The 14,280-nt window shown below is 49.6% G+C and carries 11 protein-coding genes; 6 read left to right on the top strand and 5 right to left on the bottom strand.

The window, feature by feature from the left end; genetic code table 11:
• A partial coding sequence (locus tag BFC17_RS14035) for a putative Ig domain-containing protein (RefSeq protein WP_139142084.1) occupies positions 1 to 1,617 on the top strand: 1,617 nt, incomplete at its 5' end.
• Between the two features lie 52 nt (positions 1,618 to 1,669).
• Here the strand turns inward: BFC17_RS14035 and BFC17_RS14030 are convergent.
• The gene (locus tag BFC17_RS14030; RefSeq protein ID WP_083271743.1) at positions 1,670 to 3,802 is read right to left on the bottom strand and encodes a site-2 protease family protein; all 2,133 of its coding nucleotides are present in this window, start codon (positions 3,800 to 3,802) and stop codon (positions 1,670 to 1,672) included.
• Position 3,803: 1 nt separating this feature from the next.
• Complete coding sequence (locus tag BFC17_RS14025; protein WP_070177214.1) at positions 3,804 to 5,144, bottom strand: efflux RND transporter periplasmic adaptor subunit; 1,341 nt, start codon at positions 5,142 to 5,144, stop codon at positions 3,804 to 3,806.
• Positions 5,145 to 5,336: 192 nt separating this feature from the next.
• Here BFC17_RS14025 and BFC17_RS14020 point away from each other — a divergent pair, with 192 nt between their 5' ends.
• Positions 5,337 to 6,344 (top strand): LLM class flavin-dependent oxidoreductase, encoded by a 1,008-nt coding sequence (locus BFC17_RS14020; RefSeq protein WP_070177088.1) that lies wholly within the window; start codon positions 5,337 to 5,339, stop codon positions 6,342 to 6,344.
• Here the strand turns inward: BFC17_RS14020 and BFC17_RS14015 are convergent.
• Together BFC17_RS14015 and BFC17_RS14010 are read right to left on the bottom strand one after the other, a co-directional pair.
• Positions 6,334 to 6,864, bottom strand: coding sequence for a hypothetical protein (locus tag BFC17_RS14015; RefSeq protein ID WP_070177087.1), 531 nt, complete (start codon positions 6,862 to 6,864; stop codon positions 6,334 to 6,336). The two genes, BFC17_RS14020 and BFC17_RS14015, sit on opposite strands and share 11 nt — an antisense overlap.
• A gap of 10 nt (positions 6,865 to 6,874) precedes the next feature.
• The gene (locus BFC17_RS14010) at positions 6,875 to 7,555 is read right to left on the bottom strand and encodes a HupE/UreJ family protein (protein WP_070177086.1); all 681 of its coding nucleotides are present in this window, start codon (positions 7,553 to 7,555) and stop codon (positions 6,875 to 6,877) included.
• Positions 7,556 to 7,759: 204 nt separating this feature from the next.
• Here BFC17_RS14010 and BFC17_RS22575 point away from each other — a divergent pair, with 204 nt between their 5' ends.
• From BFC17_RS22575 to BFC17_RS13995, 3 genes are all read left to right on the top strand, one after another.
• Positions 7,760 to 8,443: a hypothetical protein gene (locus BFC17_RS22575; RefSeq protein WP_070177085.1), complete on the top strand. Its 684-nt coding sequence runs from the start codon at positions 7,760 to 7,762 to the stop codon at positions 8,441 to 8,443.
• A 77-nt stretch (positions 8,444 to 8,520) separates the two neighbouring features.
• The gene (locus BFC17_RS14000) at positions 8,521 to 9,216 is read left to right on the top strand and encodes a hypothetical protein (RefSeq protein WP_139142083.1); all 696 of its coding nucleotides are present in this window, start codon (positions 8,521 to 8,523) and stop codon (positions 9,214 to 9,216) included.
• Positions 9,217 to 9,346: 130 nt separating this feature from the next.
• Complete coding sequence (locus tag BFC17_RS13995; protein ID WP_070177083.1) at positions 9,347 to 11,668, top strand: FdhF/YdeP family oxidoreductase; 2,322 nt, start codon at positions 9,347 to 9,349, stop codon at positions 11,666 to 11,668.
• Between the two features lie 3 nt (positions 11,669 to 11,671).
• Here BFC17_RS13995 and fdhD read toward each other — a convergent pair whose 3' ends face one another.
• The gene (gene fdhD, locus BFC17_RS13990) at positions 11,672 to 12,472 is read right to left on the bottom strand and encodes a formate dehydrogenase accessory sulfurtransferase FdhD (RefSeq protein ID WP_070177082.1); all 801 of its coding nucleotides are present in this window, start codon (positions 12,470 to 12,472) and stop codon (positions 11,672 to 11,674) included.
• Between the two features lie 899 nt (positions 12,473 to 13,371).
• Here fdhD and BFC17_RS13980 point away from each other — a divergent pair.
• A complete protein-coding gene (locus BFC17_RS13980) occupies positions 13,372 to 14,277 on the top strand; it encodes a DUF4350 domain-containing protein (RefSeq protein ID WP_070177080.1) in 906 nt (301 codons plus the stop codon).
• Positions 14,278 to 14,280 lie beyond the last annotated feature (3 nt).

Below are 14,280 nucleotides of genomic sequence, written 5' to 3'. Positions count from 1 at the left end.
GCCGCGCCGAATCTGGGTGATAACGTCAGCTTTACCCTGACCGTGTCGAACACGGGGCCGGATGCCGCCACCAATGTGGTCGTCACTGATCAGTTACCCGCGGGCTTTACCTTTGTCAGCTCAGACGGTAGTTACGATGCCACCACCGGCTTATGGACGGTAGGTTCACTGGCCAATGGTGCCAGTGCCACGTTGACGATTATCGCCACCACCACCGACAGTAGCGCGGTGACCAACACTCCCAGCGTGACCGCGGATCAAACCGAATTGGACAGTTCGGATAATACCGATTCCGCGATGGTGGATGCGCAGGCGATTGACCTGGCCATCAGCAAAGCCGTGGATAACGCGTCACCGAATCTCGGTGACAACGTGACCTTCACCCTGACCGTGTCGAACACGGGGCCGGATGCCGCCACCAATGTGGTCGTCACTGACCAACTCCCGGCGGGCTTTACCTTTGTCAGCTCAAACGGCAGTTATAACGCCACTACCGGCTTATGGACCGTAGGCAGTTTAGCCAGCGGGGCCAGCACGACCTTAACCATTGTGGCCACCACGACCGATAGCAGTGCCGTGACGAACACCGCCTCAGTCACCGCGGATCAGACCGAGCTGGATAGCAGCGACAATATCGATTCAGTAAGCGTGGATGCCCAGGCGATTGATCTAGCCTTAAGCAAAACCGTGGATAACGCGTCACCGAATCTGGGCGATAACGTGACCTTCACCCTGACGGTATCCAATACCGGACCGGATACCGCCACCAATGTGGTCGTGACCGATCAACTGCCTGCGGGCTTTACCTTTGTTAGCTCAGACGGTAGCTACGATGCCTCAACAGGTTTATGGACGGTAGGGTCACTTGCCAGTGGTGAATCAGCTACATTACAAATCGTTGTCAGAACGACTGATACTTCAAAAGTGGTAAACAGCGCCAGCGTAACAGCGGACCAAACCGACACGGACCTGACCAACAATAATGGTTCAGTTTCAGTCGATGCCGATCCTGCTTATCATGCTGCGCCATCAGATACCGGCGGAGTTGCGCCGGCCAGCGCTGCAGCCGAGAGCAATGGTGATGCCGCTTCGGGTGACGGTGATGGTGCGGATTTCACCGAATCCAATGATCAGGCTGCAAACGCTGATGCCGGCTCCCAGGTCTCGATTGAATCAGCAACACCGGAACTGGTGTTACAGCGCGATATCCCTGAGCAATCCTTTTCATCCGGACAAAGCATTTCTGTGGTAATTCCAACAGACACTTTTGCCAGTACCGATCCCAATGTGGATATTGCGCTTACTGCCCTTATGGCAAACGGTGATGAAATTCCTGAATGGTTATCCTTCGATAGCAACAAGGGAGAATTTTATGGCATACCACCAGCAGAGTTTAATGGCAGTTTAATAATTCGCGTGATTGCACGGGATGCAATGGGCAATCAGGTAGAAACTGTCATCACGATAACGGTTTCTAACGGCATGGATGTAACGGCGATGACGGATCAGATACCTGGTCAACTGAAGTTTAGCGAGCAATTACAGGCACACAACCATTTTGCCTGGAAGGCAAAACGTGATGCGCTGGTGCAACTCGCCCGCTCAGCTAAAAGCTAACCGGGCAACTTAAGGACAAAGAAATAGCGCCGCGTCTACCAGGACGCGGTGCTTAAAACCCGGCTTCCCGCTGAAAAATTGCCGCCGCGTATCGCAGATGGTCACCCAACCACGATTGCGACTTACCATAAATAACTACCCGCCCACGAAGTTCATTGTCGACGGCATTGCTGTCTGGTACCTGTGGACGCAGAACAACCTGATAAAGGGCGTCCTCGGGTACCCGTTGCGATTCTTTTTCGGTTATCCCAACATCACCGCCATGCACCGAGGCCAGTATGCCATCGGTCAGGTTTCGCGTGGTGTCGCTGTCTATTCTGACAACCGTCAAGGCTAACGGCGCTATCACGCCGGATTCAGCATAAAACACCGCCGTATCACCCACACTTACCCGCTTAACGCTTGATTGCTCAAGATAAACATGGGCAGATAATGCGCTTTCATCCAATACTTTACCAATAATCGTTCGTTCTGCCAGCCAGTCGCCCTGCCGTAAATCCAGCTCAGACGCCACGAACTTGCCATCGGTTTGCGCAGTGATCTGAAGCTGCGCTAACTGTGCCTTAATCCTGGCGCTATCTACTTTCACGTTAGCTAACTGTGATTGCAAAACCGGTAATCGCTGACGTTCACGATTAAGCAACTGACTAAGCGATATCTGCTGCTCCAACTGCTGTTGACGTTTAGTCAGAGAAGCTAACTCAAACGCTAAATCCGGCGATTCAAGCTGCATCAGCTCCTGCCCGGCACTAACCTGTTGTCCGGACATCACCGATACCCGGGCAATCATGCCCGACGCCGGCACGGTTAAAGTTTGAGCAACCGGCAGCTTTAACACGCCTTGCGCTGAAACTCTGGGATCCCAGGGCAAGATGGCAATACCAATCAACACAGCGAGCACCAATACCGTTTTCAGAGAACGCGAGCGGCTCATAATTTCCTTTCTCATTTCAAACCAGGCGTAAATTTCGGTCCATAGCGGCTTGCCAATAAACCAGTAAATCTCTACCGCTCCCAGAATCGGCCCCAATGGCTTTGGAAAATACCAGTACACCATCAGTGCAATCCCTAAAAACGTGACGAAGCGGTACAGCCAGATGACGTAAGAGAATGTAAGTAAAAACTGATACCGGGACCGGGAAAAATGTTCCGGTACCGGGTGCTTAAGGCCAAACAGCCACTCTCTTAACCGCCAGCGGCCCAGTGCAAACGCACGCTGGTGCAGGTTAGGCATTTCCAGCCAGTCCATCAGCAAAAAATAGCCGTCAAATCGCATAAAAGGAGAAACATTTATCAGTACCGTGCTTATCCAGGTGGTCGTTGCGAGCAAAAAAGCACTGTCTTTTAATACGCCAGCCGGAAGCAGCGCCCATACCAGTGTCGACCAGGCGGCAATGGTCAGTTCAGTACGGATCCCGGCCGCTCCCACCAATAACCGCTGGCGTTTATCCGCTAACTTCCACACGTCATTCACATCGGTATACGCCATGGGGAACATCACCAGAAAGGCCACGCCCATACGGGGCACGGTGCAGCCAAAATGTCTGGCTGTAAACGCATGTCCTAACTCATGCAGTACTTTAACCATCACCAGGGTAACGCCGTAGGAAAACAGCCCCGTTAAACTGAACATATCAATAAAACTGTGGGTAAAACTGTCCCACTGCCGGCTAAGCTCTATCAGCCCGACAAACAACACCAGCCATGTCAGCAGGGTAAACTGACGACTCCCCAGCCATCGCACTTTATCAAGATGCCGGTTTAGCCATTGGTCGGGATTCCACAACGGGATGCGGAAAAACAGATAGCCATGCAATAAGCGCTGCGCGAGACCTTGTTGTTGAGCCCGGTATCGCTGACACTTCTGTATTGTTTGCGCCTGATGTGTATGTAACACCAGATCATGCTTTACCAGAAATTCAGACACTTCCTGAATCTGTGCAGCAGAGACCTCTAACGTCGTCTCATCGGCAATTTGCTGCACTATCTGATTTACTTGTCTGAGTTGCCAGCGACACAGAATTTCAAAACTGACCCAACCAATCTGAAAATACAAATTACGCGCCGGATCGTAAATCGTCCAGGTAGGCGTACCCGCCCGGTTATAAGGGCCAGAATAAAGTTTGAGGTCGTCACGCATCAGCGGTAACAAAGGCCCTGTATCGGCAGCGGCTGACATGTTCATATCATAATCCCAGCCAACCACGCAGTGCCGCCCAGGGCCTGCGCAGGATCCAATAAATCAACAGGCTTCGTTCACCGTCTATTCTGGCCGTGCCCTTCTGACCGATTCGCACCGGCTCTTGCTGCCGGGAGTCCAGCGTCGCACGCATCCGGTAAGCAAATATGCCATCCGGTTGTAACTCTGCTTCGTGAGAGAGATAGGTTAAGGTCGCATCCACCGACTGCGTGGGATCAGCACTCAGAAAAACCGTTACCGGCGCACCACTTGAAAACGCAATAAGATCAGCCGGGGCAATCCAGGCTTCTACCTGCACCTTGTTTTCATCTGCCAGCTTAAAGATCTTTTCACCGGTCACCACCGGCCGGCCAATCCACTCTGATACGTCATCTATCAATACCAGACCATTCTGGCCAGCGGTTATCACACTGCGTTGGCGCAGCGCGTCGAGAAACTGAACATTGATTTCCTTTTCTTCTATCTGGCTTTTCAGCACCGCGAGCCGTGCTTTACTCTCCCGATCGAACAAGGCATTTTGTGCTTGCTGACCATACTCAGCCCGGGACGTTTCCAGCGCTTGCCTGGCCGATTCCAGCCGGCTAAGCAACTGGACCTGGTCAAAAGCAACCAACTCATCGCCGGCCTTCACATGCTGATTAGGTTGCACCAGTAATTTATCAATGATGCCGTCCATCGGCGCCCGGATTATACTGGGTGATAACGGAATAATTTCGGCGGGGGCTAACACTGATAAACGTACGGGTAAACAACACACGGCCACAGCCAGGCCAACCGCAATCAGCTTATGCTTTCTGTTGAGCAGATACTTGCGCCAGAAAGACAACTTATCGTTACCAGACAGGGCGTTTTTGTCCCGATACACAAAACGCCAGCAGTCTATCCATTCCTCCAGTAAGGTGATGTCATCGGCAGTTAGTGGTCTGTCGCGGGCGATCAACAACGTACTGCCCGAGGCCTGCTCACGAGACTCAATGGTGAACACGGTTAAAAAAGGCGGTAACCATTCCTGCCACTGCGTGTCGTGTTTAAGCTGACGTAAATCTACCGAAAAACAGGACGCTTTTTGCTGCCGTGGCAAACTGTTAAACCAGTTGTCCAGCCACTGTACAAACGGCGCCTGTTGGTCAAAATTGGTTAACGATGAAATACACTCAATGCCTCTCGCCGCAGAATAAAATGCTGCATGCCGGTAGGGTACTAACTGCTGGGTTTCATTTACCAGAATAAAGCGTAACTCCGTGGCATCATTTGCTTCACGGGCACGTTTGGACAGGGCAATTAGCGTTGCAAGCGACACTGCGGTATTGGCTTGATCAGCACTCATAAAAATGACAGAACTATTTGAAATACAAAAAGTATAGTCCATGACATCAACCAGGAAAGAAAGAATTCAGGGTTTATGTGACCGACAAAATGCCGAAGGATTTATCGTATTAGCCTGCGCCTGGTCGAATTGGCCTTTTAAATTATTGGCATGACCCAATACTACCCGGTATGCAAAATAACAGGTATTTTCATGGCTGAATCCATTCCACTTTCGATTCTTGACCTTGCCCACGTTGCCGAAGGCAGCACGGTGCGTGATGCCCTGCTGCGCAGTCAGGCCATCGCTAGAACCGCAGAACAGGCCGGCTTTACCCGTTACTGGCTGGCTGAACACCATGGTATGCGCGCTGTAGCCAGTGCGGCAACGTCTGTACTACTGGCAAGTGTTGGTGCCGTTACCGAGCGTATTCGTATTGGCTCCGGTGGTATTATGCTGCCAAATCATGCGCCGTTGGTCATTGCTGAGCAGTTTGGCACGCTGGCTGAGCTATACCCGGACCGCATCGATTTAGGATTAGGCCGGGCACCGGGTACGGATATGATGACAGCACGCGCATTGCGCCGGGATATCCACGGTGATGCTGAGCGATATCCAGAAGATGTCATAGAACTCCAGCGGCTATTAGGCGAACCGGCAGAAGGCCAAAAACCTATTGCAGTGCCGGGCGCTGGCTCCAACATCCCTATCTGGTTGCTCGGCTCAAGTTTATACTCAGCCCAGTTGGCGGCGCATCTGGGACTGCCCTTCTCTTTTGCCTCGCACTTTGCACCGGATATGCTCAGCGATGCCATTAGTATTTACCGAGCTAATTTTAAACCCTCGGCGCAATTAGCTATGCCCTATGTATCCGCTGGTGTGATGGCAGTAATTGGCGATACGGATGACCACGCAAAGCATCTGTTTACTTCCGTTCAGCAACAGTTTGCTAATCTGCGGCGTAACACCAATAAACCTATGCCACCGCCGGTTGAGGATATTCGCCTTGAATTAAACGAGATGGAAATTCGTGGTATCAACAGTACATTGCGCTACGCTATTGTTGGCGATAAGCAAAGTGCCGAGCAGCAGCTTCACCGGTTTGTCGCGGCCACTGGTGTTGACGAAGTGATATTGTCGTTTCCGATGTTCGATAAGTCACGGGTACTGTCGGCCATAGCCAGTGTTGGAGAGATGCAGGTAGCCAGGCCTATTGCTTGAGTCCGATGATGGTGTAATCCCCTTTTATCATCAGCTTTACGGTGACGTTATTGGCGCCGTTGTTTTTAAAATACCAGCCATGGGAGCCTGTAAAAGGTGTTGTGAAGCTACCTTTCATTTCATAGGTGGTGGCTTCGGCATAACTCTCGAAGTAGCCTGAGGTATCGCCCACCGGTTCACCGTGTAAATCAAAATATAACTCGCCGCCGTAACTTACCCATTCATAGGTGAGTTTGGCATACTGTTGCATGGCTAGTTTGTATTCGACGCCTTTACCCGCTGGTACCGTAAACTCAACCAGTTCGAATGCACTTTCCCTTGCTGGCTCTGGCGAGACCGGGTTAGCTGGTTGCTCCCCTGCCAGCGCAGTTAAACCTAATGATTTACCAATACCCGTTGGATCGACGTTATATTCTGCCGGTAAAATAAACAAAATCAGGGTAATAACGGCAATACAGAACGCAGAGAAAAACGCGATGATTAATTGCTTACGGCTTAACGAATGGGGAACCTGGGACATATTACCTGCCTTAACCAATAAAATAGCCGGTGAGTTGATAGCCGATTAACATCATGCCCGCACTCATCAAAAACGAATTGGTAATAGTTGAAAATTTAACGAATGAGGCCGAGTTTCGCCAGGCATTAATAATTATCAGCATCAGTAATAACGCCATGATCTGACCGATTTCCACGCCCAGATTAAATGCCAGTAAATTAAGCCAGAGGCTGTCACCGGAGAGTTCAAATACCTGTAATTTGGTCGCTAATCCAAAACCATGAAATAAACCAAAAATCAACACCGCTGCCCGCGTGTCTGGTTGCCGGCCAAAAAACCGTTTAAAACCGCCGAGGTTATCAAACCCTTTATACAACACGGAAAAGCCAATGATGGCGTCAATTATATAAGCATTCACCTGTATATCGGCCAGCACACCAGTGAGCAGCGTTATACTGTGACCCAGGGTAAACATGGAGATATACAGCAGCACTTCTCGCCCACGGTTTAAAAAGAACAGCACGCCGAACAAAAATAACAGGTGATCATAGCCGGTAAACATATGCTTAGCCCCGATATACATAAAGGGGAAAAACTGCAGGCCTTCATTTTGTTGTAAAAACGACTGGGTGCTTTCATCCACACCGTGGCCAAATGCAACGGATGGCAATAATAAAAGCGCGGCTAACAACAATTTCGACAGAATGACCATATCAGCTCTAAATGTAAATTAAGCAAATGCTATCACAGTGGCGGTAGCACTGCTAAAGCCCATAAGTACAACAACTTTGGTACTACTTAACACCCTCCCCACAAAGCACTTGGCGATTTATTGAGCAATGCGCTATATTCACTGAGTGAACTGCTGGTATTTTAACCGGCGTGTATTTTACCGACGGATTCGGAACCAGAAACAATGGATATGTTTGATACCTTTATCATCGCAGTGGGTGTGGCACTTGTGCTGGTTGGGCTTTACCTGTTTGTGTCAGGCAAACAAGGCGATGGCTCACGCAACAGTAATGTAGAAGGCTTTGGCATTAAGATTAATGTCAGTAATCCCTCAATTATTCTTATTGTGATAGGCGTGGGCCTAATCCTTTTGCCTAAATTTTTACCCAATCCTCCACCGCCAGGACCTGATCACATACCTCGTCCTGATCCAATTCCAAAACCAAATCCGGAGCCTGAGCCTGAGCAAGAACCTGACCCTAAGCAAGAACCTGACCCTGAGCCGAAAAAGCCGACCATCTACTTTCCTGAAGGCGAATGGTATTTAACGGGCTACAGCCAAAATGGCGTCGATTTTACTGCCGCGATGTCGGCAACTATCAGATTTGCCCCCGATTCTAAAGAGGCAGTGCACTGGCGAACGGACTATGTCGTCGCTGATATGTGGGGCAACATGTCACAGGTTTATTATACAGGCCGTATTAGTTACCAACATGATCAATATACTATTTCAATCACTCAGACTAACGACCCCTCCCTCAGTGGCGGAACAAGTTCTCAGTTAATCATGAATGTAGAAGATAACAATCAACTCCACCTTGAGTACACGATTGGGTTTAACACGTATATTACTCACTGGAAACAGTAACCTAACCTAATGTTTTATTTATCAAAAACAAACTGATACTGTGTAGCATTACTCTATTGTCAATAATGGTAACAACGGTGTTCAGAGTTTTTAGCTTAGTAGTGTGTTGCACTGCACTGTTGGCCTGTGCGCATCAGCCAACGGTTTACCTTTACGCAAAATACCTTACCCCGCAAGAACGGGAATCGCTGGAAGAAGCGTTAGGCAACAAAGAATTTGCCGTGCAATCCAACAACTTTGAATTCCCGACCACCATAGAGCAGAACACCATACTCTATTCATTAGTGCTGTCCAAACCAGCGCTCCTAACTCACATAGAGCAGGTCACTGAGGCCAATGGCTTTACGATTTCACGCCAGCAGGCCATGACGGAAGGCAATCACTGGTACACCAAAGATTCGGCCGCACTGTTTTTATATTCCCTTGAAGGCGCGAAAAAAGGTCTACGAAAAGCGGACGTGGCCCGCTCCTATATTGCTTCGGGTTGTGACACCGATATCACGCTGACGCTGCAAAACGACGGTTCTTACCAGTTTCTGGGGACCATTGCCGATGCCTTCCAAAAGCAGCACGCCACCGGCACCTGGTTGTTCCGCCAGCGTCCCTATGTTGAGCTACGCGCAACTGGGGCAGATTACAGCTCTCAGTACTTTGAAGTAAGCAGAGAATATACCCGGGATCAGATTAGTGCCCTGACCTTCATTAGGCTAACGCCATTGCAATCTTACCTGCTCGACTCGGACTGCGTACTGGAATTTGCTCTGCGAGAATGACGCTAGTCGTAAAAAGATACAGGACTGACGGAATTGCGTTTGCGCGGCTTCCTGCATTTCTGCTTTACTGTGCTGTACAGCAAAATAAATAGACTGCCGGACCTGGAACCGCGCAGGATCAGGAACTGCAATGACGGATAAGTCTGTTCAAAAATACACTGCTGCAGCTGGCGGCTGGGGTGCCTTAAAAAGTGTTACCAAAAGCTGGATTGCCAGTGAAAAGCCACTTAAAAACCTGCGCGCGCTGTTAAAAACCAACCAGGACCACGGCTTTGATTGCCCGGGCTGTGCCTGGGGCGAATCGCCTGAAAATGGCCTGGTCAAGTTCTGTGAGAACGGCGCGAAAGCGGTAAACTGGGAATCATCAGGCCGTCAGGTTGGGCCGGACTTTTTTGCTCGATACACGGTAACTAAGTTACTTGAACACAGCGATTACTGGCTGGAGGATCAAGGCAGGCTTTCCCATCCGATGCGCTATGATGCGCAAACCGACAAATACGTTGAAACCAGCTGGGAAGCCGCTTTTGCTCTGATAGCCAAACACCTTAATCAGCTGGACTCGCCCCATCAGGCCGAGTTTTATACTTCCGGCCGTACCAGCAACGAAGCGGCTTATTTATATCAGTTATTTGTGCGTGCATTCGGTACCAATAATTTCCCCGACTGCTCCAACATGTGCCATGAAGCCAGTGGCCACGCGATGAAGCAATCCGTGGGCGTGGGTAAAGGCACTGTGGTATTTCATGACTTTGAAAAAGCTGACGCTATTTTTGTCATTGGTCAGAACCCCGGTACCAATCATCCCCGAATGCTGGAACCGCTGCGCGAGGCAGTGGAACGCGGCGCTCAGGTAGTGTGTTTTAACCCGCTTAAAGAACGCGGCCTTGAGCGTTTCCAACACCCACAGCACCCCTTAGAAATGCTGACCAATGGCGATGCGCCTACGACTACGGCTTATTTCCGCCCGGCACTCGGTGGTGATATGGCGGTAATGCGCGGTATTGCCAAATACCTGCTGCAGTGGGAACGGGAAGCTCAGCAAAATAATACCCCAGCCGTATTTGATCATGAATTTATCACCACCCACACCAGTGGTGTGGATGATTACCTGGCCCAGGTTGATGCCACCAGTTGGGACGAAATTGTTGAACAGTCAGGGCTCAGTCAGGACGATATTCAACTGGCGGCCACCATGTACCGCAAAGCAGAACGGGTTATTATGTGCTGGGCCATGGGCGTTACCCAGCACAAGCACTCTGTAGCGATCATTCAGGAAATTATCAATGTACAGCTGCTGCGCGGCAACGTTGGTAAACCCGGCGCAGGGCTATCACCTGTGCGTGGCCACAGCAATGTGCAGGGCGACCGCACTATGGGCATTGATGAGAAGCCCCCCGAGTGGTTGCTGGATGCGCTGGATAAACGCTTTAATTTTAACGTGCCAAGAGAACCGGGGCACAATGTGGTACAAGCCATTCAGGCTATGGAACAGGGTCAGGCCAAAGTGTTTATCGGCATGGGCGGTAATTTTGCTCAGGCTACACCGGATACGCCCAGAACACATGAAGCGCTGAAACAATGTGAACTCACCGTTCATGTGAGCACTAAACTAAACCGTTCACACCTTATCACCGGCAAAGACGCGCTAATTTTGCCTTGTCTGGGCCGCACCGAAGCTGATATCCAGAATGGAAAACCCCAGGGCGTTACGGTAGAAGATACGTTTTCTATGGTTCATATTTCCTATGGCCAGCTCCCTCCTGGTTCTAAGTTGCTGCGCTCAGAGCCAGCAATTGTGGCCGGTATTGCCAAGACAACTCTGGGCGAAAATTCGCCGGTAGACTGGGATGAACTGATCAGCGATTACGGCAACATACGCGATTTAATTGCCGATACCATCCCAGGTTTTAGTGATTTTAATGTCAGGCTCAACCACCCCGGCGGTTTCCACCTGTCGAATCCGGCCACCCACAGGAACTGGAATACGGCAACACAAAAAGCCGGATTTGCGGCTAATGCCCTGCCCGGCCAGTTATTACCCGAGCAGTTGCCGGCAGGTGTAACCCCTGATCTTATCCTGCAAACCCTGCGTTCCCACGATCAGTACAACACCACTGTTTATGGCCTTGATGATCGTTACCGCGGTGTATTTGGTCAGCGCTACGTGGTGTTTGTAAATCAGACGGATATTTCGCGACTGGGCTTTAGTGATGGCGATAAGGTAGATATGATTTCACTGTGGAATGATGGCCGCGAGCGCCGCGCCAAGGGCTTCACCCTGGTGGCCTATGATATTCCAGAAGGCCAGGCAGCCGCGTATTTCCCCGAGGCCAATGGTTTGGTGCCGCTGGAAAGTTATGGCGAGCATTCCTACACACCAACCTCTAAATATATCGCAATCAGAATTGAGGCAGCTAAGGCCGACAACCGGATCCCGGTGCAGCAAAGCTGATGATTAACCCGGGATGTCACTTCGGTGATAAATCCGGGGCGCATTGTGATGCGGAACATGGATCAGGTTGAGCTGATAGCGCCTGGCCCACTCCACTGCGAGCGTGGTGGGTGCTGACAAGGTCACCAGGGTAGATATCCCCGCCCGAATCGCTTTTTGCACCAATTCCAGTCCACAGCGACTGGTGAGTACCATAAAGCCACTTTGCAGATCTGCTTTTTTACGCACCAGAGCGCCAATCAGTTTATCCATGGCGTTATGGCGACCAATGTCTTCCCGGCAATGGGTGATGGTGCCATCGTTCAGAATAAAAAACGCCGCATGCTGAGCCCCGCTTGAGTGCAGAGCATGCTGAAAATCCCGAATACGATCGCGTAACTGATTAAATGCAGTATAAGCCGGTATTGCCGTTGGTGGCAGAACGGCAAGTTCAGGCAGAGCACTTTCGAGTGCATCTACCCCACAAATACCACAGCCGGAGCTGCCTGCCATTTGGCGCTGCTGTTTGGTTAACTGAAACTGCGCACGGGCGCTTAATTCAATCTCCGCGGTTCCCTGCTGTTGTTCGAGGGTAATGGTAATACTGCGAAATTGCTCAGGTGCATCGATAATACCCTGAGTCAGGCTGAATCCGGTCACGAAGTCCTGTAAATCGTTTGGACTTACCATCATGACGGCATAGTTTATTTGGTTGTAACTGATGGCCAGCGCACACTCGGTAGGAATGGCAGCGTTGTCCTCATGCGCATCAGATTCCAGTGTCTGAAAACCATATACTGACGCCGTATCATGCCTGTCTGCCATACTATTTGTGCCCTTTTAACTGCTGAACAACCATCATAGTATAACGACAACAGCTTAAACACCGCTTAGCCATAGCCGACACAGTGCCTGCGTTTTAACGCCGAAAACCAACGGGGCTGGTGTTTTTCGGGCATAAAAAAACGATGGCATCAGCCATCGTTTTCTCTGAATTTTGAAAGTCCTTCTCAGCGTTCCATTGCAACATTAATCTTCCAGATTAAGCTCCCTTTCGCCTTTTCCGTGTTCTCACACTGTCCTGTGTGAGCTGTTCATCCTGAACAGATCCCTTTCCGTAAATCCATCATTCGCTGTACATCCTGCTACAGCAATCTCCATCCTGGAGTTGTCCTGCGGTCTCCCAGACCTGTCCTGCTTCCCTAGACTAAGCTCCTGCTCCGTCTTACTCATCCTGAGCAATCCCAAGTTCATCCGTGTGTCTTCCTGACTCGTCGTGTTTCCTTGTGACAGGTTCATAATACGCCGATAGCAGATTTATACTAATGTACAAAAACGAATTTTCTTTGATAACCTGTCATAAAACTGCAACAAACAATAACAAAAAGCTATAAATATCAAGGTTTTATAAAAACAATTGAGAAGTTAAGGGTATACACATGACTACAATTTCTCACAGATTTGTAAGATATTTCGTACAGAGGTGTGGGAGATATGTCTTATTCTTTTGGTTAAGAAGCATTCAACGGTTCTGTAAGCTAACCATCTGTCACTGTTTTACAAAATCTGGCAGAAAGCAGGCACAAGTTATTAACGGTTTTGGGGCAACCCAACTTTATGTCGCTGCACACATTTGCTTACCATTACAGCATAGACTATTTACCTTCAGTTAAGTATCGTCTGCCCCCACATTAATCGATTAAACCAGTTCAGGGATTGAATGAATGCTGAAAACCTTGTTTTTATTCGCGCTCTTGTTGCCTGTGCGGCTGGTTGCCGAACAAAAGGTCGATACAGAGTACAACCCAACGCCTTTCAGATGCGCTTATTGCCAGGCGGCAGACGCCCCGGTAGTGTCTATAGACAACGCGCATTTTAATTTCCACACCCTTGAAAATCGCTATGCCCCCTTTGCAAAAGTTTTAGCGGCCGATGGATTTAACGTTAAAAGTCACTCCGCCTTGTTTTCTGAGGAATCTCTTGAAAAGACTGGCATTCTGGTTATTGCCAATGCATTAAACGAGAAAAATGAAACAAATTGGGATCTACCCATTTATTCAGCCTTTACCCGGCAAGAAATTAACGTCCTGTACCGATGGGTAAAACAAGGCGGGGCTTTATTTCTTATCGCTGATCATATGCCCTGGCCAGCAGCCTCAGCAGACTTAGCTGAAGTGTTCGGTTTTGGCTTTTTTAACGGCTACGTTGAAGTTGAGGGACAAAGCGAACAATTTTTTACGCAATCAGCTGGCAGTATTGCAGAAAGTCCTGTTACGCCATTAAAGGGGCCGAATGCGATCAGTTCTGTTCAGGGTTTTCTTGGACAAGGATTTTCAATTCCCAACAAGGCGATTCCGGTACTGCAGTTTACTACCCCTGCGATTAGCTGGATGCCAGATAAATCCTGGCAAATTGACGACGACACACCCTTTTTCGATGCAACCCATTTATATCAGGGTGCCCTGTTAACGGTAGGCAAAGGTAAATTAGCCATATTTGGCGAGGCTGGCATGTTTACCGCACAGGTGAGCGAAGACGGTGAGGACAGTTGGAAAATGGGTATGAATGCAACATCAGCAAAGCAAAACCAACAACTACTGCTAAACATAGTCCGTTGGTTAGGAGAGTAATCG

Origin of the sequence: Marisediminitalea lipolytica (assembly GCF_001758465.1) — a bacterium.
Lineage (GTDB): Bacteria > Pseudomonadota > Gammaproteobacteria > Enterobacterales > Alteromonadaceae > Alteromonas > Alteromonas lipolytica.
Note: the sequence above shows the minus strand (reverse complement) of the source record. Positions and strands in the feature narration are given on the sequence as shown.

Excerpts from the sequence above, each read along its gene's own strand:
- BFC17_RS14030 (WP_083271743.1), bottom strand. The coding sequence starts at position 3,802 with ATGAACATGTCAGCCGCTGCCGATACAGGGCCTTTGTTACCGCTGATG.
- BFC17_RS14025 (WP_070177214.1), bottom strand. The coding sequence starts at position 5,144 with ATGAGTGCTGATCAAGCCAATACCGCAGTGTCGCTTGCAACGCTAATT.
- BFC17_RS14020 (WP_070177088.1), top strand. The coding sequence starts at position 5,337 with ATGGCTGAATCCATTCCACTTTCGATTCTTGACCTTGCCCACGTTGCC.
- BFC17_RS14015 (WP_070177087.1), bottom strand. The coding sequence starts at position 6,864 with ATGTCCCAGGTTCCCCATTCGTTAAGCCGTAAGCAATTAATCATCGCG.
- BFC17_RS14010 (WP_070177086.1), bottom strand. The coding sequence starts at position 7,555 with ATGGTCATTCTGTCGAAATTGTTGTTAGCCGCGCTTTTATTATTGCCA.
- BFC17_RS22575 (WP_070177085.1), top strand. The coding sequence starts at position 7,760 with ATGGATATGTTTGATACCTTTATCATCGCAGTGGGTGTGGCACTTGTG.
- BFC17_RS13995 (WP_070177083.1), top strand. The coding sequence starts at position 9,347 with ATGACGGATAAGTCTGTTCAAAAATACACTGCTGCAGCTGGCGGCTGG.
- fdhD (WP_070177082.1), bottom strand. The coding sequence starts at position 12,472 with ATGGCAGACAGGCATGATACGGCGTCAGTATATGGTTTTCAGACACTG.
- BFC17_RS13980 (WP_070177080.1), top strand. The coding sequence starts at position 13,372 with ATGCTGAAAACCTTGTTTTTATTCGCGCTCTTGTTGCCTGTGCGGCTG.